We start from the raw sequence: 16369 nt of genomic DNA, 5'->3' as shown, positions 1-16369 counted from the left end.
TTCGATAACTTTCGCCGTGGGCTGGAAACTTTCTATCAGCGGGCTGACAACGTCAACCACGATCAGCAAAGGCCGAGGTAAGGAATGTACGGTTCATCGGGCCGCTGGCCGCCCGTTCCGCCGCCCTAGTGGTGCTCGTCGCGGCGGCGGTGCGATTGCTCCCATAGAGGGACCGTTCCAAACAATGGAGTCCCTGACATGAAACGCATCAGCGCCCTGCTGACGACCCTTGCCCTGTGCCTGGTCGTGGTCCCGCACGCCGAGGCGGCCGCGACGGCCAAGTGCACCCTCACCATCACCCCGAAGGACACCGAGGACGACACCACGATCACCGTCCAGTGCACCCCGCGCGCCGAGGGCGACCGCATCGACTACGTGACCATCAAGGGCGCCGACTGGCCCGACGGCGACGACACCCAGAAGGTCTGCCAGGCCCACTCGCTGATCTGGACCCGCGTGATCGACTCCCAGCTCCTCAACGAGGACCTCGCCGGCGACGAGATCTACGTGGAGGCCCGCATGCGCACGCCCGACGCCCGGCTCTACTACGTGAAGACCAACGAGGTCTCCGGCAAGTGGGGCGTGAACGTCTACATCGGCGAGCCCGACTGCGGCCACTTGCCCTGACGGGCCGGCAGGCGCAACACCATGGTGAGGCCGCCGCCCGGCGTCTCCTCCGGGGTGAGCGTGCCGCCCATCGCCTCGGTCAGCCCCCGCGACAACGCCAGGCCGAGGCCCACCCCCGTGTGGTTGTCGCGGTCGCCCAGACGCTGGAACGGCTGGAAGACACGGTCGTGCGCGTCGGGCGGGATGCCCGGCCCCCGGTCGATCACCCGGACCTCCACCTGGTCGCCGACCGAACTGGCCGTCACCAGCACGGCCGGGCCGTAGCGGACGGCGTTGCCCATCACGTTGACCAGCACCCTCTCCAGCAGGGCGGCGTCGGCGACGACCTCCGGCAGGTCGTAGGGGACGGTCGTCTCGATGCGGGCGCCGAGGTCGTCGACCGCGCGGGGCACGATCTCGTCGAGGGCCAGCGGTTCCAGGGTCACGCCCAGCACCCCGGCCTGGAGACGGCTCATGTCGAGCAGGTTGGACACCAGGCGGTCGAGCTTCACCAGCGACTCGTCGGCGGTGGCCAGCAGTTCGGCGCGGTCGCCCGGAGACCAGACGATCTCCTCGCTGCGCAGCGACTCGACCGCCGCCTTGGCCGAGGCCAGCGGGGTGCGCAGGTCGTGGCTGACCGCCGCGAGCAGGGCGGTGCGCATCTTGTCGGCCGCCGCCAGCGGCTCGGCCCTCTCGGCCGCCTCGGCCAGGCGCTGCTGACGCAGGGCCACCGCGATCTCGGCCGCGAACGCCTCCAGCACACGCCGGTCGGACGCGTCGAGCGGTGCTCCCCGCGCGGCGAGCACCAGGTCGTCGTCGATGATGACATCGGTGTCGCCGCTCGACGGCTTCACGCAGGGCGGGCCGCCCGTGGTCGCGATGATGTTCCAGGTCTTCGGCTCCGCCGCGCGTTCCAGCAGCGTCACCGAGGTCAGGCCGAAGGTCTCGCGCAGCCGGGCCAGCAACGACGGCAGCGCCGACTCGCCGCGCAGCACGTGTCCCGCCAGGGCCGACAGGATCTCGGCGTTCGCGCTCGCCTGGGCGGCCTGCCGGGTGCGCCGGGCGGCCAGATCGACTATCGCGGCCACGGCGGCGGCCACGATCACGAAGACGACCAGGGCGAACAGGTTCTCCGGGTCGTTGATCGTGAACTCGTACAGGGGCGGGGTGAAGAGGTAGTTGAGCAGCAGGGAGCCGCCGACGGCGGCGGTGATGGCGGGCCAGGTGCCGCCCGCCAGGGCCACGCCCACCGTGAGCATCAGGAAGAAGAGGATCTCGCTCGGCAGCGACAACTCGGCGCGGAAGGGCAGCAGCACCGCCGCCAGGGCGGGCATGCCGGCCAGCGCCAGGATCCAGCCGGTGACGCGCCGCCGTCGCGTCAGGGCGGCCCGGGAGCGCTGGCGGCGCGCGCGGCCCTGCCGCGCCTCCGCGTGGGTGATCATGTGGACGTCGATCGACCCCGACTGCGCCGTCGTCTCGACCCCCACGCCCCGGGAGAGGATCTGGGCGAACCGGCCGCGTCGCGAGGCCCCCAGCACGAGCTGGGTCGCGTTCACCCCGCTCGCGAAGTCGAGCAGCGCCGTGGGGATGTCGTCGCCGACGACCTGGTGGTAGGTCCCGCCCAGCGATTCGGTCAGCGTGCGCTGCCGGGCCAGGTTGGCCGGGTCGCCGCCGGTCAGGCCGTCGGCGCTGATGACGTGCAGGGCCAGCAGGTCGGCGCCCTTGCTGCGGTCGGCGATCCGGGCCGCGCGCCTGATCAGCGTGTCGCCCTCGGGGCCGCCCGTCAGGGCCACCACCACCCGCTCCCGGGCCTCCCACGTGCCCCGGATGCCGTGTTCCTCGCGATAGCGGTCGAGCTGCTCGTCGACCTTCCCGGCCACCCACAGCAGGGCCAGCTCCCGCAGCGCCGTCAGGTTGCCGACGCGGAAGTAGTTGGACAGCGCCGCGTCCACCTTCTCCGGCGCGTAGACGTTGCCGTGGGCCATCCGCCGCCGCAGCGCGTCGGGCGACATGTCGACCAGCTCGATCTGGTCGGCCTGCCGGACCATCTCGTCGGGCACGGTCTCCAGCTGCGGCACCCCGGTGATCTCGTGGACGACGTCGTTCAGCGACTCCAGGTGCTGCACGTTGACCGTGGTGACCACGTGGATGCCGGCGTCCAGGATCTCCTCGACGTCCTGCCAGCGTTTGGCGTTGCGGGAGCCCGGCACGTTCGTGTGGGCCAGCTCGTCGACCAGCACCACCTTCGGCGCGCGTTCGAGGACGGCGTCGACGTCGAGCTCGGTGAAGGTCCCGCCCCGGTACTCCATGAACCTGCGCGGGAGGATCTCCAGGTCATCGAGCTGGGCGGCGGTCTGGACACGGCCGTGGGTCTCGACGATCCCCACGACCACGTCCCGGCCGCGCTCCTTCGCCCGCCGGCCCTCGCCGAGCATCGCGAAGGTCTTGCCGACCCCGGGCGCCGCGCCCAGGTACACCCTCAGTCGGCCGCGCGGCACCTCGTCACCCCTTGTCGAGCGCCTGGTTGAGCTCCAGTACGTTGACCCCGGGTTCGCCCATGAAGCCGAGCGGACGGCCGGTGGTGTACCGCTTGATCAGCGTGGTCACCCGCTCGACCGGGAGACCGCGCTCCCTGGCGACCCGGGGAGCCTGCAGCTCGGCGTAGGCGACGGAGATGTGCGGGTCGAGCCCCGAACCGCTCGCGGTCACCGCGTCGGCGGGCACGACCGCCTGGGCGTCGCCCCTGATGGGGACGGTGCGCCCGGCGCTGTAGTCCTCGCCGGGCTTGCCGCACTCGACCGTGACGCCCTGGTAGGTGGCGACGAACGGCTGGGCGGGGCAGGCCTGATTGACGCTGACCGCGCGGGTCGGTGTGCCGAGGGCCGGGAAGACCTTCAGGACCGCGCCGACCGCGTCGGACGTGCAGTAAGGGCGGGCGCCGCTGACGTCTTCGAGCCGGCCGACCGCCGCCGATCTCGCGCACACCTGGGTGAGCAGGCTCGGCTTGCCGGGAGCGTCGAGGACGTCCTCCGGCCCGAGGTTGCTGGCCGCCGTCGCGAGCATGTCGTAGCCGGCCGCCGACGGGCGGGACTGGAAGTACTTCGCCACCGGGTGGCCCTCGGCGTCGGTGAACGACTGGCCGATCAGTTCGGGCTTCTCGTCGAAGAGGGCCTGGGCCACGCCGGTCGTGGCGAGCGGGTAGGCCACGCCGAGGATCAGCGTCAGCACGGCCACGGCCCGCAGGGCCGCCAGGTGCTGCCTGATCCAGCTGGGGAGACGATTCATCACACGATCCCCGCGATCAGAAGGTCGATGAGTTTGATGCCGACGAAGGGGGCCACGATGCCGCCCAGGCCGTAGACGAGCAGGTTGCGGCTGAGCAGTTTCGAGGCGCTCGACGGGCGGTACTTCACGCCGCGCAGCGCCAGCGGGATCAGCGCGACGATGACGAGCGCGTTGAAGACGACCGCCGACAGGATCGCCGACTGGGGCGAGTCCAGGCGCATGACGTTCAGCGCGTCGAGGCCGGGATACACCGCCGCGAACATCGCCGGGATGATGGCGAAGTACTTGGCGATGTCGTTGGCGATGGAGAAGGTCGTGAGCGCGCCCCGGGTGATGAGGAGCTGCTTGCCGATCTCCACGATCTCGATGAGCTTGGTCGGGTTGGAGTCGAGGTCGACCATGTTCCCGGCCTCTTTGGCGGCGCTGGTGCCGGTGTTCATGGCGACGCCGACGTCCGACTGGGCGAGCGCGGGGGCGTCGTTGGTGCCGTCGCCGGTCATGGCGACCAGCCGGCCGCCCTCCTGCTCGCGCTTGATCAGGGCGAGCTTGTCCTCGGGGGTGGCCTCGGCGAGGAAGTCGTCCACGCCCGCCTCGTCGGCGATGGCCTTGGCCGTGAGGGGGTTGTCGCCGGTGATCATGACGGTCCTGATGCCCATGCGGCGCATCTCGTCGAAGCGCTCCCGCATGCCGGGCTTGACGGTGTCCTTCAGGTGGACGACGCCGAGGACCTGGTCCTTCTGGGCCACCACCAGCGGGGTGCCGCCGCTGCCGGAGATGGCGTCCACGATGGCCCCGACCTGCTCGGTCGGGTGGCCGCCGTGGTCGCGGACCCACTTCATCACGGCGGTCGCCGCGCCCTTGCGGATCTCGCGCCCGCCGACGTTCACGCCGGACATGCGGGTCTGCGCGGTGAACGGCACCCATTCGGCGTCGTGGACGTCGCGCTCCCGCAGGCCGTAGCGCTCCTTGGCGAAGACCACGATCGAGCGGCCCTCGGGGGTCTCGTCGGCCAGCGACGAGAGCTGGGCCGCCTCGGCCAGCTCGTGTTCGCCGACCCCGGAGACCGGGAGGAACTCGGCGGCCTGCCGGTTGCCGAGCGTGATGGTGCCGGTCTTGTCGAGCAGCAGCGTCGAGACGTCTCCGGCGGCCTCGACGGCGCGTCCCGACATCGCCAGGACGTTGCGCCGCACCAGCCGGTCCATGCCGGCGATGCCGATGGCCGACAGCAGCGCGCCGATCGTCGTGGGGATCAGGCAGACCAGCAGCGAGACCAGCACGATGCCGCTGACGCCGTCGCCCGTCAGGGCGAGCGAGTCGGGGATGCCGGGGTTGGCGCCCTTGGCCCAGACGGCCATCGGCTGCATGGTCACCGTGGCGACCAGGAAGATGATCGTGAGCGCCGCCAGCAGGATGTTCAGCGCGATCTCGTTGGGGGTCTTCTGCCGGTTGGCGCCCTCGACAAGGGCGATCATGCGGTCGACGAAGCTCTCGCCGGGCTTCTGGGTGATCCGCACGACGATCCGGTCGGACAGCACCTTCGTGCCTCCGGTGACGGCGCTGCGGTCGCCGCCGGACTCGCGGATGACCGGGGCCGACTCGCCGGTGATGGCCGACTCGTCGACCGAGGCGATGCCCTCGACGACGTCGCCGTCGCCCGGGATGATCTCCCCGGCCACGACCACGACCTCGTCGCCCTGCCGCAGCTCGGTGGCGCTGACCCGCTCGCCCGACACCCGCACGGCCATGGTGTCGCGCTTGGTCGCGCGGAGGGTGGCCGCCTGGGCCTTGCCCCGGCCCTCGGCGACCGCCTCGGCCAGGTTGGCGAACAACACGGTCAGCCAGAGCCAGACCACGATCGCCCAGGCGAACACCCCGGGCTCCAGGATCGCCAGCACGGTGGTGAACACCGCGCCCGCCTCGACGATCAGCATGACCGGGTTGCGCCAGAGCGTCGCGGGGTTGAGCTTCTTGACGGCGTCGGGAAACGACGCGATCCAGGTCATCAGAGCAGTCCTTCCGCGATGGGGCCCAGCGCGAGGGCGGGGAGGAAGGTCAGGGCGACGAGGACGATCGTCACGCCGACGACCAGGCCGACGAACTGGGGCCGGTGCGTGGGCAGGGTGCCGGCCGACTCCGGGACCGGCGTCTGCTTCGCGAGCGAACCGGCCAGGGCGAGCACGAAGATGATCGGCAGGAACCGGCCCAGCACCATGCACATGCCGAGCGCCACGTCGTACCAGGGCGTGTTCACCGTGACGCCGCCGAACGCCGACCCGTTGTTGTTCGAGGCGCTGGTGAAGGCGTAGAGGATCTCGGAGAAGCCGTGCGGCCCGCTGTTCAGCATCGCGGCCAGGCCCGCCGCGTTGCCCATGGCCACGGCCGTGCCGACCAGGACGAGCACCGGGGTGACCAGGAAGTAGAGGGACGCGAGCTTGATCTCGCGTGAGCCGATCTTCTTGCCCAGGTATTCGGGCGTCCGGCCGACCATGAGGCCCGCGACGAACACGGTGATGACGGCCAGGATCAGCATGCCGTAGAGGCCCGCGCCGACGCCGCCGGGCGCGACCTCGCCCAGCATCATGTTGAACAGCGTCATCATGCCGCCGAACGGCGTGTAGCTGTCGTGGAAGGAGTTGACCGCTCCCGTCGAGGTCAGCGTGGTCGCCGCCGCGAACGTGGCCGAGTTGGCCACCCCGAACCTGACGTCCTTGCCCTCCATCGCCGCGCCGACCGCCTGCGGCACGGTCGCGTTCCCGGCCAGCTCGAAGACGTTGGTGAGCACGATCGACGCGAGCGCGATCACGCCCATCACGGCGAGGATCGCGTAGCCCTGGCGGAGCTGGCCGATTATCCGGCCGAAGGTCCGGGTCAGCGCGACCGGGATGAGCAGGATCAGGAAGATCTCGAACCAGTTGGTCCAGGCGGTGGGGTTCTCGTACGGGTGCGCGGAGTTGGTGTTGTAGAAGCCGCCCCCGTTGGTGCCCAGCTCCTTGATGACCTCCTGACTGGCTACCGGCCCGCCGGTCACGTTCTGCACGTTCCCGGTGAGGGTGGTGATCTCGTGGGGACCGGCGAAGTTCTGCACCACCCCGCCCGCCACCAGCACGAGCGCGCCCACGAAGGCGATCGGCAGCAGGATGCGCAACGTGCCGCGCACCAGGTCGACCCAGAAGTTGCCGATCGTGTCGCTGTTCCGCCGGGCGAACCCGCGCACCAGCGCGATGGCCACCGCCATGCCGACCGCCGCTGACACGAAGTTCTGCACGGCCAGGGCGGCCATCTGGGTCAGGTGGCCCATCGTGTTCTCACCCGAGTACGCCTGCCAGTTCGTGTTGGTCACGAAGCTGATGGCGGTGTTCCAGGCGATGTGGTCGGGCACCGGGGCGAAGCCCAGCGACAACCAGAGCCTGTCCTGGAGACGCTGGAGGGCGTACACGAAGAAGATCGAGACGATCGAGAAGGCCAGCAGGCTCCGGGCGTAGGCGCCCCAGCGCTGCTCGTTGCCGGGCCGGACGCCGAGCAGGCGGTAGACGACCCGCTCGACGGCGTTGTGCCTCGTGCCGGTGTAGACGCGGTGCATGTGGTCGCCGAGCACCCGGTAGACCAGGGCCAGGGCCACGATCAGCGACAGGATGAAGAGCCAGCCCATGTCAGAACCGCTCCGGGAACAGCAGGGCGGCGACCATGAAGATCACCAGGCCGATGGCCACGACGAGGCCGGCGGCGTTGATCGCGCTCACAGGCGCTCCACCGCCTTCACCACGAACCCGAAGACCACGAAGATCGCGATCGTCAGGGCGACGAAGATGAGGTCACCCATCTCTGTTCACTGCTCCTCAGTTCCGTTTTCCGGGCGGTACGACGTCCAGGAAAACGGCACTTCCGGGCGGTTCAGGAGATCTTGATGGCTTCCATATGCGGGTGCCGAGATTCTTGACGGCTAACCCACGAGATCGCTCTCGTAGGCGGCGATGACGAGATGCGCCCGGTCGCGGGCGTGCAGTTTGCTCAGCAGGTTGCCGATGTGGGTCTTCACCGTCTTGATCGAGATGGTCAGGCGGGCGGCGATCTCGTCGTTCGACAGGCCGTGGCCGACGAGGGTGAGCACCTCGGTCTCCCGCTCGGTCAGCGTCTTCACCGACTTCGCGGGGGCGGGGCGGCTGACGTACGACTCGATCAGGCGCTCCAGCACGCTCGGGGCCAGCAGCGACTCGCCCTGGTGGACACGGCGGATCGCGTCGAGCAGGCGGTCGGGGTGGGCGTCCTTGAGCAGGAAGCCGCTCGCCCCCGCCAGCAGCGCGGCCCTGACGTACTCGTCGAGCTCGAACATCGTCAGGACGATGACCCTGGTCTCGGCACCGGCCGCCAGGATGCGGCGGGTGGCCTCGATGCCGTCCATGCCGGGCATCCGGATGTCCATGAGCACGACGTCGGGACGGGTCGTGGCGCAGACCGCGACGGCCTCGTCGCCGGTGCCCGCCTCGCCGGCCATGGCCATGTCGGGCTGGGCGCCGATCACCGCGGCCAGACTGTGGCGCAGCAGCGGCTGGTCGTCGGCGATGACCACGCGGATCGTCATGACGCCCCGGAAACGCGGGCGCTGACCCGGAAGCCGTTGTCGACCGGCCCGGCGTCGAGGGTGGTCACCCGTTCCCTGAGGCCGTCGAGCCCGTGACCGGCGCCGGGGTGGGCGACCCAGCCGTCGACCGGCCCGTCGTCGTGGACGGTCGCGACGATCCAGCCGCCGTCGCGGCGGACCCGGACCGCCACCCCGGTCGGACCGGCGTGGCGGGCGGTGTTGGTGAGCGCCTCGCGCACGACCGCGCAGACCGCCAGCTGCGCCCCCGGGCTGACCTCGCCGACGTCGTCAAGGTCGAGGGTGACCCGCAGGCCCGCCCGCTCGGCCTCGCCGACGATGCCGGGCAGGTCGCTGAGCTTGTCGGCCGGGCGCAGCGGCGCCGCCGCGCCGTTGTCGCGCAGCACCCCGAGCATGCGGCGCAGCTCCGTGGTGGTCTCGCGGCCGATGCGCTCGATGTCCTCCAGCGCCGCGTCGGGATCGTCGTGGACGTAGCGGGCGGTGGTCGCCCTGACCGTGATCAGGCCGAGGCCGTGGGAGACGAGGTCGTGCAGATCACGGGCGATGCGCAGCCGTTCGGCCTGGGCCGCCCGCTCGCCCGCCCACGCGGTGAGCTGGGCTTCGTAGGCGGCACGCTGGCGGCGTCCACGGATCAGCGCCCAGACCGTGGTGGCCAGCGCCACGGCCGCGATGACGGCGGGCACGATGACGACGCCGGGCCCGTCGCCCCCGGCGGACAGCAGGACCAGCAGCAGGAGGACGTAAACGGCGGTGATCGGAGGCCAGACCCGCCGCTCGCGTTTCGGAATCGCCACCACGCCCGAAGTCTAGGAACCGTTTCGGTGCTACGCATCGGACCAGGGTCCGAGACGCGGGTCCGGACCCCGGTCCGATGTGGTTCCGGCGGCCCGCCGGTTGGCTGGGCGGCGTGATTACCATCGACGGCCTCGTCAAGCGGCGGGGCGGCAAGGAGATCCTGGCCGGGGTGGGCTTCGAGGCCCGGCCGGGACGGGTGACGGGTTTCCTCGGGCCCAACGGCGCGGGCAAGAGCTCCACGTTGCGCATCCTGCTCGGCCTCGACCGGGCTCATTCGGGCACGGCGCTGGTCGACGGAGTGCCCTACGCGAGGCTGGCCGACCCGGTCCGGACCGTCGGGGCGGTGCTCGACGGGTCGGGCGCGCACCGGTCCCGTACCGGGCGGGCCCACCTGCGCTGGGTGGCCCGGTCGGCCGCGCTCCCGCTGTCACGGGTCGACGAGGTGCTGGCGCTCGTCGGGCTGACCGACGCGGCGGCCAAGCGGGTGGGCGGCTACTCCCTGGGCATGGGACGGCGGCTCGCCCTGGCGACGGCGCTGCTGGGCGACCCCTCCGTGCTGATCCTCGACGAGCCGCTCAACGGGCTCGACCCGGAGGGCATCCGGTTCGTCCGGACCTTCCTGCGCGAACGCGCCCGGTCGGGGCGGACCGTCCTGCTGTCGAGCCACCTCATGGGGGAGCTCGCCGAGACCGTCGACGACGTCGTGGTGATCGACCGCGGCCGGATCGTCGCCTCGGGCACGCTGGCCGAGGTCACCGGAGAACACCGGAACCTGGAGGACGCGTTCTTCGCGCTCACCTCGGGGAGCGGGCGATGAGGGCCGTCAGGGCGGAGCTGGCCAAGCTGGGCACGTTGCCGTCGGTGTGGCTGGCCGGGGCGCTGGCGCTGGTCGTGCCGGCCGGGATCGCGCTGCTCAACAGCCGCGTCCACGGCCCCGACCGGGGCTACCAGGAGCTGGCGTTCGGCGTGCTGGGCGTGATCGTGCTCGGGGTCGTGGCCGTCAGCAGCGAGTACCTGACCGAAGGGGCCGACGCGGGCGGCGGCCGGCAGCTCACGACCAGCCTCACCGCGGTGCCGTCGCGGGTGCGCTTCCTGGCGGCCAAGGCCGCGGCCGTCGTGCTCGTCGCCGTGCCGCTGGCGTTCGCCGCCACGGCGGCGACGATGGGGATCGTGCACGTCACGCTCGCCGAGCGGGCCGCGGCCCTCGACGCCGGGCGGCTCGCGGGGGTGGTCTGCTACTGGACGTACACGGCGCTGCTGGCGTTCGCGATCACGGTGCTGCTCCGGCACGGGATCGTCCCGCTGACGGTGCTCCTGGTCAACACCTCGGTGGTGAGCGTGACCTTCCTGCTCACCAAGGTCACCCCGCTGGCCTACTACTTCCCGGACATGGCCGGGATGCGGATGTTCGTCGGCGAGATCGCCGACGACCAGGTGGTGATCAGCCCGCTGGTCGGCCTGCTGGTCATGTCGGCCTGGGTAGCCGGACTGCTGGCCCTCGCCGGGGCCGTCTTCACCCGGAGGGACGCATGATCAGGGCGGAGTTGTCGAAGCTGGTCTCCCTCCCGGCGACGTGGACGACACTCGGCTCGACGCTGGCGGCGAACGTGCTGCTGACCTTCATGATCGCCGTCGGCGACACGCCGGTGGCCTACTCGCGGGCCGGGTTCATCGTCCTCGGGGTGCTGGCGACCTGCTCCGAATACACGGGCGGCCAGATCAGGACCACCCTGACCGTGATGCCCCGCCGGGTGCGCCAGCTCGCGGCCAAACACGCCGCGCTGGCGGTGGTGACGCTCCCGGCCGCCCTGGTCGTGGCCCTGTCAGGACCGTTGATCATCTTGGCCGTGCTCGGCACGCCGGTCGGCCTCTGGCAGGTGGCGGAGGTGACGGCGTACCTGACGCTGCTGACGCTGCTCAGCGCGGCCGTGGGGGTGCTGCTCCGGCACACGCTCGCGGGCGTCGGCCTGCTCCTGGGAGGCCTCTTCGTCGCGGCTCCGTTCCTGCACGAGTACCTGCCGGACGAGATGGTCACCCTCGTCGTCTCGACCCCGGTCCTCCTCATCGTGGCGGCACTGGCCTATCGACGCCGGGACGCGTGAACCTTCCACGAAGGAGCCGGTAAGTACGGGTGTGACCGAAACGGAAACGGCCGTCGAGACCGGCGACGCGGAGCTGATCCGGAGATCGCTGGAGCGACCCGAGGTCTTCGCCGCCCTCTTCGACCGGTACGCCGCCCAGCTCCACCGCTACGTGGTGCGCCGGCTGGGCCCCGACCAGGCCGAGGACGTCGTCTCGGAGACCTTCCTCGCCGCCTTCCAGCACCGCCGCCGCTACGACCTGCGCCACTCGCAGGCCAGACCGTGGCTGTACGGCATCGCCTCCAACGTCATCGGCAAACGCCGCCGCGCCGAGCTGGCCCGGCTGCGGGCGCACGCCCGGTCGGGGGCCTACCCCGCCGACGAGGGCCTGGTCGAGGAGAACGTCGCGACCCTCGCCGTCAACCGGCCCCTGGTCGCGGCGCTGGCGGGGTTGCGGGGGGGGGACCGGGACGTGCTGCTGCTGGTGGCGTGGGCGGAGCTGACCTACGAGGAGGTGGCGCTGGCGCTCGGCATCCCGGTGGGGACGGTGCGCTCGCGGCTCAACCGGGCCCGGTCGAAGGTGCGGACGAAACTTGAGGAGACCGGCGGATGAACGAGATGACCGAGATCAGGCGCCTCTGGGACGACGTCCCCGAGGGGACCCCGGCCGACCTGGCCCCGTCGCGGGCCAGGCTGCTGACGGAGATCGACGGGAGGCGACGACCGCGCCGGCTGCTCCTCCGGGTCGCCCTGGTGACGGCGGGGGCCGTGGCGGCGGTGCAGATCGGCGTCGGCCTGACCGACACGGGACCACCGGAGAACGCGGCCGACCTGCTGGAACGGGCCGCCCTGGCGGCGGCGGAGCAACCGGACCTGACCCCCGGGCCGGGTCAGTACGTCCACACCGAGATGCGGACCCTCCGGATGACCACCCAGCTGGGCCCCGGCTCGCAGGCTCGGCAACTCTCCATCCCCTACCGGGAGGAGCGGTGGGAGCCCGCCGACGCGGGCAGACCGTGGTTGTTGCGGGAAAGGTCTCTCGACCCGATGTGGGATCAGGGGGTGAACGACACCGTTCACACCACTTCCTGCGATTCGGCGGGAACCCTCACTTTGGCACGGTTGGCCCACTGGCCCACCGACCCTGCCGCGTTGCGGCCTCTCGTCGAGCGCGAGGCGGCCAAGGCGACCGCCATCCCGGCGCGTGAGCGCCTATGGCACACGACCGCCCGGCTGATCAGGGAGTCGGCGTTCCGGCCCCCGCTGACCGCCGCCCTCTACCGGCTGGCCGCCGACCTGCCGGGCATCACGTTGACGGAGAGGGCCGCCGACGCGCTGGGGCGGCCGGGGGTCGCGGTCTCCTTCCGGTACGACGGCCTCCGGTCGGAACTCGTCTTCGACCGCGACACCTACCGTTTCCTGGGCAGCCGGACCGTCACCACCGAGGAACGGACCAAGCGTATGGAAATGCCCAAGAGCACCCCGGAACGTATCGAAGAGGTGACCGCCACGATGGTGAAGTTCGGCGACACTCCCGAGAAGGCCAGAGAACGCGCCGAGGAGATGCGCCAGGACCGCGAGTTCGTCGTCACGACCCCGAACGGCGTGGTCACCGATGCCTTCGCGATCGTCGGCATCGGCCTCGCCGACGCGCATCCGCCGCTGGCGGAAAAGGTGTCGCACGTCACACTCCCGTGCTGAGCCGACCGCGCTGATCTGCGACGACGTGGGGGCGGAAGAGGAAGGGCGCGGGAAATTCAGGTGACATCCGGAGGCGGCTTCCGGAATTCTGAGTGGGCGAGACGAGTTTTGTCGGTGGCGCGGGCCATCCTGACCATGGCCGCAACTCAGTTTCCGTTCCCCTGATTGAGGTACCGTGTCCAGCCCACAACTTGACCAGCTCGACTCACCCGCCCAAGCCGCGACCGAACCCCCACGTCGCACCCCGCCCGTGATCAGGCTGCTGGTGCTGGCCACGTTCGTGGTCATTCTCAACGAGACCATCATGATCAACGCCATTCCGGAGTTGATGAAGGCTCTCCAGATCACCGCGCAGACCGCCCAGTGGTTGTCGACGGCCTTCATGCTCACCATGGCGGCCGTCATCCCGATCACCGGCTGGTTCCTGCAGCGGGTGACCACCCGCGTCGCCTACACGACCGCGATGGGACTCTTCCTGTTCGGTACGGCTCTCGCGGCGGCGGCCCCCGTCTTCGAGGTGCTGCTCGCCGGGCGGATCGTCCAGGCGTCGGGCACCGCGGTCATGATGCCGTTGCTGATGACGACGCTGATGCAGGTCGTGCCCGAATCGGAGCGGGGCCGGGTGATGGGCAACGTCTCGCTGGCCATCTCGGTCGCCCCCGCCATGGGCCCGACGGTCTCCGGCGTGATCCTCCAGTTCGGCCCGTGGCGGCTGCTGTTCGCCGTGGTGTTCCCGATCGCCGCCCTGATCACCTACTTCGGCCTGCGGCAGCTCAAGAACGTCGGCGAGACCAAGGTCGGCACGATCGACTGGTTCAGCGTGGTCACCGCCGCCGCCGGCTTCGGCGGCCTGGTCTACGGCCTGAGCCGCTTCGAGGGCGGCGACGCCACCGTGGCGGGCTCGATGGTCGCCGGCGGCCTGGTGCTGATCGCCGTGTTCGTGTTCCGGCAGCTACGGCTGCAGAAGCGCGGCGGCCCGCTGCTCGATCTGCGCACGCTGACCCACCGCACCTACACGATCTCGCTGATCCTCATGGCGGTCGCGTTCATGGCGATGCTGGGCTCGATGGTGCTGCTCCCGCTCTACCTGCAGGACATCCGCGGCCTCACCACCCTGCAGACGGGCCTCCTGGTGATGCCCGGCGGCCTCGCGATGGGCCTGCTCGGCCCGACCGTCGGCCGCCTGTTCGACCGCTTCGGCGGCCGGGTGCTCGTGATCCCGGGAGCGGTCGCGATCGCCCTGTCGCTGGCCGGCTTCACCCAGATCACCATGACGATGCCCTACTGGCAGATCCTCGGCCTCCACGCCCTGCTGATGATCGGCCTGGCCGGCACCTTCACCCCCGTCTTCACCCTGGGCCTGGGCGCCGTCCCGTCGTCGCTCTACAGCCACGCGAGCTCGATCCTGAGCACGCTGCAGCAGGTGGCCGCGGCCATCGGCACCGCCCTCGTGATCACGGTCATGAGCGCCCGCGCCGAGACCCTCCACACCGCCGGCGCCACGGCCGACGCCGCGCTCCTCGGCGGCATGCGCCTGTCGTTCCTCATCAGCGCGGTGATCTCGATCGCGGTGATCATTACCGCGGTCATCCTCCCGGCCCGAGCCGCCAACCACGGCAAGGGCGCTCCCGTGCACCACTGACGTCGCGGTGGCCCGCCCTCGCCGGGCGGGCTTCAGCGGTCACGCATTCGCGAATGCCGCGCCTCGAACCAGTCGGCGGCCATGTCGGTTCCGGTCAGCCGGGCGATGAGCTGGAGTGCCGAACTGATGCTCTCGTCCATCTCGACCCAGGTCTCGCGGTCGCCCTCGACGTTGACCTCGAACCGCAGGCCCTCCATCAGGTGGTCGAGCGCGCGGGGGTCGTCGCCGTAGGCGTGCGAGGGGGACGCCGGTTCGAAGGCGGTGATCAGGCGGCCGTCGCGGGCGTACTTGACGTATTCGTGGTTGCCGATGTCCATGCCCAGGCTGATGGCCTGTCTGCCCCCGGCGGTCACGTGCTTCATGAACTCGTCGCCCTCAAAGGGCGCGGGCACGACGCAGATCCAGCCGCCGGCTTCGGCCACCCAGCGGGAACCGTCGTCGATGTGGTGATCGAGGATCTCGCTCAGGTGGCACGGTAACCGGGTGTCCATGTCGAGCTCCAGCTCCGCCGCGAGGGTGGCGACGTCGGTTCCCTGAATCCACACGGCCTCGAAGCCCAGCATCCCGAGGTCGGTGTCCTCGTCGACGCCCTCGACGAAGATCGTGTGGGCCAGCAGGCGGTAGAGATATGCGGGCGAAGCCGGGTCGAGTTCCATCATGGTCAGGCCAGGCGGGCCGGGAAGCCGCCCGTCGCGACCGGGCCCCAGCGGGTCGGGGTGATGCGGAGCAGGGACTTGCCCTGGCGGACCATCGCCTCGCGGTATTCGTCCCAGTCGGGGTGTTCGCCGGAGATGCAGCGGAAGTACTCCACGAGGGGTTCGAGGGCCTCCGGGAGGTCGAGGACCTCCGCGTCGCCGTCGACCTGGACCCACGGGCCGTCCCAGTCGTCCGACAGGACGATCACGCTGACCTGCTCGTTGCGGCGGGCGTTGGCGGTCTTGGCGCGTTCGGGGTAGGTCGAGATCACGATCCGGCCCTCGGTGTCGACGCCGCAGGAGACCGGGGAGGCCTGGGGGCGGCCGTCGCGGCGGGCCGTGATGACGATCGCGTGGTGGCGGGGGCGCAGGAAGTCGAGGAGTTCTTCCCGGGTGACGGTGTCGTTCTTCGCGATCTTCATGGTGTCACTCTAGGCGCGGGGGCCACTTCTCCATATCATTCGAAACCCGGCAAGTCCCCCTCCCTCTTGGAGCGTTCCATGAAGCGTGTGCTCGCGGTCGCGCTGTTAGGCACCGCGGTCTTCGCCCAGCCGGCCCAGGCGAAGGCTCCGGCCGTACAGATCACCAAGATTTTCTATGACTCGCCCGGCTCGCCCGACAACGGCGCGAACGGCAGCGTCAACGGCGAGTGGATCCAGCTCAGGAACTTCTCCAAGAAGGCGGTCAGCCTGAAGGGCTGGACGGTCCGCGACGAGACCAGGCGGGCCGACCACGTCTACACGTTCGGCGTGTTCACCCTCAAGCCCGGCAAGACGGTCACGCTGCGGTCGGGCAAGGGCAAGGACACCGCCACGACCCGCTACTGGCAGCGCAGCGGCCAGGGGACCTTCACCTACATCTGGAACCAGACGTCCGACACCGGCTACCTGCACAACGCGTCCGGCAAACTGGTCGACTCCTGCTCCTATGACTCGTCGCGGGATGACTACGTCATCTGCTGAACTCA

17 protein-coding genes are annotated in these 16369 nt (G+C 70.6%); 8 read left to right on the top strand and 9 right to left on the bottom strand.

The features are described 5' to 3' along the window. The first annotated feature begins 198 nt into the window (after window positions 1-198). Window positions 199-627, top strand: a complete 429-nt coding sequence (locus QSK34_RS22345; RefSeq protein WP_161479616.1) for a hypothetical protein — start codon at window positions 199-201, stop codon at window positions 625-627. Here QSK34_RS22345 and QSK34_RS22340 read toward each other — a convergent pair. From QSK34_RS22340 to QSK34_RS22310, 7 genes are all read right to left on the bottom strand, one after another. After that, window positions 591-3104, bottom strand: coding sequence for a DUF4118 domain-containing protein (locus tag QSK34_RS22340; RefSeq protein ID WP_285586183.1), 2514 nt, complete (start codon window positions 3102-3104; stop codon window positions 591-593). The two genes, QSK34_RS22345 and QSK34_RS22340, sit on opposite strands and share 37 nt — an antisense overlap. Before the next feature lie 4 nt (window positions 3105-3108). Further along, window positions 3109-3891, bottom strand: a complete 783-nt coding sequence (locus tag QSK34_RS22335) for a potassium-transporting ATPase subunit C (RefSeq protein ID WP_285586182.1) — start codon at window positions 3889-3891, stop codon at window positions 3109-3111. Then, window positions 3891-5894 carry a potassium-transporting ATPase subunit KdpB gene (gene kdpB, locus QSK34_RS22330; protein WP_285586180.1) on the bottom strand — a complete coding sequence of 668 codons (2004 nt, stop codon included), beginning with the start codon at window positions 5892-5894 and terminating at the stop codon, window positions 3891-3893. The genes QSK34_RS22335 and kdpB overlap by 1 nt, the downstream gene beginning before the upstream one ends. Beyond that, complete coding sequence (kdpA, locus tag QSK34_RS22325) at window positions 5894-7540, bottom strand: potassium-transporting ATPase subunit KdpA (protein ID WP_285586179.1); 1647 nt, start codon at window positions 7538-7540, stop codon at window positions 5894-5896. Before kdpA ends, kdpB begins: the two co-directional genes overlap by 1 nt. 1 nt (window position 7541) lies before the next feature. Next, complete coding sequence (kdpF, locus tag QSK34_RS22320) at window positions 7542-7631, bottom strand: K(+)-transporting ATPase subunit F (protein ID WP_034385538.1); 90 nt, start codon at window positions 7629-7631, stop codon at window positions 7542-7544. A 200-nt stretch (window positions 7632-7831) separates the two neighbouring features. Next, a complete protein-coding gene (locus QSK34_RS22315; RefSeq protein WP_285586177.1) occupies window positions 7832-8470 on the bottom strand; it encodes a response regulator in 639 nt (212 codons plus the stop codon). After that, a complete protein-coding gene (locus QSK34_RS22310; RefSeq protein WP_285586176.1) occupies window positions 8467-9285 on the bottom strand; it encodes a sensor histidine kinase in 819 nt (272 codons plus the stop codon). Before QSK34_RS22310 ends, QSK34_RS22315 begins: the two co-directional genes overlap by 4 nt. A 110-nt stretch (window positions 9286-9395) precedes the next feature. Here QSK34_RS22310 and QSK34_RS22305 point away from each other — a divergent pair, with 110 nt between their 5' ends. The 6 genes from QSK34_RS22305 to QSK34_RS22280 all read left to right on the top strand — a co-directional run bounded on the left by QSK34_RS22305 (window position 9396) and on the right by QSK34_RS22280 (window position 14707). After that, window positions 9396-10100, top strand: a complete 705-nt coding sequence (locus QSK34_RS22305) for an ABC transporter ATP-binding protein (RefSeq protein ID WP_285586174.1) — start codon at window positions 9396-9398, stop codon at window positions 10098-10100. Next, the gene (locus QSK34_RS22300) at window positions 10097-10816 is read left to right on the top strand and encodes an ABC transporter permease (protein ID WP_285586173.1); all 720 of its coding nucleotides are present in this window, start codon (window positions 10097-10099) and stop codon (window positions 10814-10816) included. Before QSK34_RS22305 ends, QSK34_RS22300 begins: the two co-directional genes overlap by 4 nt. Then, window positions 10813-11385, top strand: coding sequence for a hypothetical protein (locus QSK34_RS22295; RefSeq protein WP_285586172.1), 573 nt, complete (start codon window positions 10813-10815; stop codon window positions 11383-11385). The genes QSK34_RS22300 and QSK34_RS22295 overlap by 4 nt, the downstream gene beginning before the upstream one ends. 31 nt (window positions 11386-11416) lie before the next feature. Further along, the gene (locus QSK34_RS22290) at window positions 11417-11977 is read left to right on the top strand and encodes an RNA polymerase sigma factor (RefSeq protein ID WP_285586170.1); all 561 of its coding nucleotides are present in this window, start codon (window positions 11417-11419) and stop codon (window positions 11975-11977) included. Further along, window positions 11974-13065, top strand: coding sequence for a CU044_5270 family protein (locus QSK34_RS22285; protein WP_285586169.1), 1092 nt, complete (start codon window positions 11974-11976; stop codon window positions 13063-13065). Before QSK34_RS22290 ends, QSK34_RS22285 begins: the two co-directional genes overlap by 4 nt. Window positions 13066-13240: 175 nt before the next feature. Continuing rightward, the gene (locus QSK34_RS22280; RefSeq protein ID WP_285586167.1) at window positions 13241-14707 is read left to right on the top strand and encodes an MDR family MFS transporter; all 1467 of its coding nucleotides are present in this window, start codon (window positions 13241-13243) and stop codon (window positions 14705-14707) included. Between the two features lie 32 nt (window positions 14708-14739). On the opposite strand, the gene QSK34_RS22275 is transcribed toward QSK34_RS22280, so the two are convergent. Together QSK34_RS22275 and QSK34_RS22270 are read right to left on the bottom strand one after the other, a co-directional pair. Beyond that, the gene (locus QSK34_RS22275) at window positions 14740-15366 is read right to left on the bottom strand and encodes a DUF6461 domain-containing protein (RefSeq protein ID WP_285586166.1); all 627 of its coding nucleotides are present in this window, start codon (window positions 15364-15366) and stop codon (window positions 14740-14742) included. Between the two features lie 2 nt (window positions 15367-15368). Next, complete coding sequence (locus QSK34_RS22270; protein ID WP_285586165.1) at window positions 15369-15824, bottom strand: PPOX class F420-dependent oxidoreductase; 456 nt, start codon at window positions 15822-15824, stop codon at window positions 15369-15371. A 78-nt stretch (window positions 15825-15902) separates the two neighbouring features. Between QSK34_RS22270 and QSK34_RS22265 the strand changes: the two genes are divergently transcribed. Continuing rightward, window positions 15903-16364, top strand: coding sequence for a lamin tail domain-containing protein (locus QSK34_RS22265; RefSeq protein WP_161479626.1), 462 nt, complete (start codon window positions 15903-15905; stop codon window positions 16362-16364). Window positions 16365-16369 lie beyond the last annotated feature (5 nt).

Source organism: Herbidospora sp. NBRC 101105, assembly GCF_030269205.1.
GTDB lineage: Bacteria > Actinomycetota > Actinomycetes > Streptosporangiales > Streptosporangiaceae > Herbidospora > Herbidospora solisilvae.
The sequence above is the reverse complement of the archived record's forward strand: the minus strand, read 5'-3'. Positions and strand labels throughout refer to the sequence as shown.

What these genes read in the sequence shown, in the direction of transcription:
- QSK34_RS22270 (WP_285586165.1), bottom strand. Translation starts at nt 15,824, where the DNA reads ATGAAGATCGCGAAGAACGACACCGTCACCCGGGAAGAACTCCTCGAC.
- kdpA (WP_285586179.1), bottom strand. Translation starts at nt 7,540, where the DNA reads ATGGGCTGGCTCTTCATCCTGTCGCTGATCGTGGCCCTGGCCCTGGTC.
- QSK34_RS22345 (WP_161479616.1), top strand. Translation starts at nt 199, where the DNA reads ATGAAACGCATCAGCGCCCTGCTGACGACCCTTGCCCTGTGCCTGGTC.
- QSK34_RS22300 (WP_285586173.1), top strand. Translation starts at nt 10,097, where the DNA reads ATGAGGGCCGTCAGGGCGGAGCTGGCCAAGCTGGGCACGTTGCCGTCG.
- QSK34_RS22335 (WP_285586182.1), bottom strand. Translation starts at nt 3,891, where the DNA reads ATGAATCGTCTCCCCAGCTGGATCAGGCAGCACCTGGCGGCCCTGCGG.
- QSK34_RS22285 (WP_285586169.1), top strand. Translation starts at nt 11,974, where the DNA reads ATGAACGAGATGACCGAGATCAGGCGCCTCTGGGACGACGTCCCCGAG.
- kdpB (WP_285586180.1), bottom strand. Translation starts at nt 5,894, where the DNA reads ATGACCTGGATCGCGTCGTTTCCCGACGCCGTCAAGAAGCTCAACCCC.
- QSK34_RS22275 (WP_285586166.1), bottom strand. Translation starts at nt 15,366, where the DNA reads ATGATGGAACTCGACCCGGCTTCGCCCGCATATCTCTACCGCCTGCTG.
- QSK34_RS22315 (WP_285586177.1), bottom strand. Translation starts at nt 8,470, where the DNA reads ATGACGATCCGCGTGGTCATCGCCGACGACCAGCCGCTGCTGCGCCAC.
- QSK34_RS22265 (WP_161479626.1), top strand. Translation starts at nt 15,903, where the DNA reads ATGAAGCGTGTGCTCGCGGTCGCGCTGTTAGGCACCGCGGTCTTCGCC.
- QSK34_RS22295 (WP_285586172.1), top strand. Translation starts at nt 10,813, where the DNA reads ATGATCAGGGCGGAGTTGTCGAAGCTGGTCTCCCTCCCGGCGACGTGG.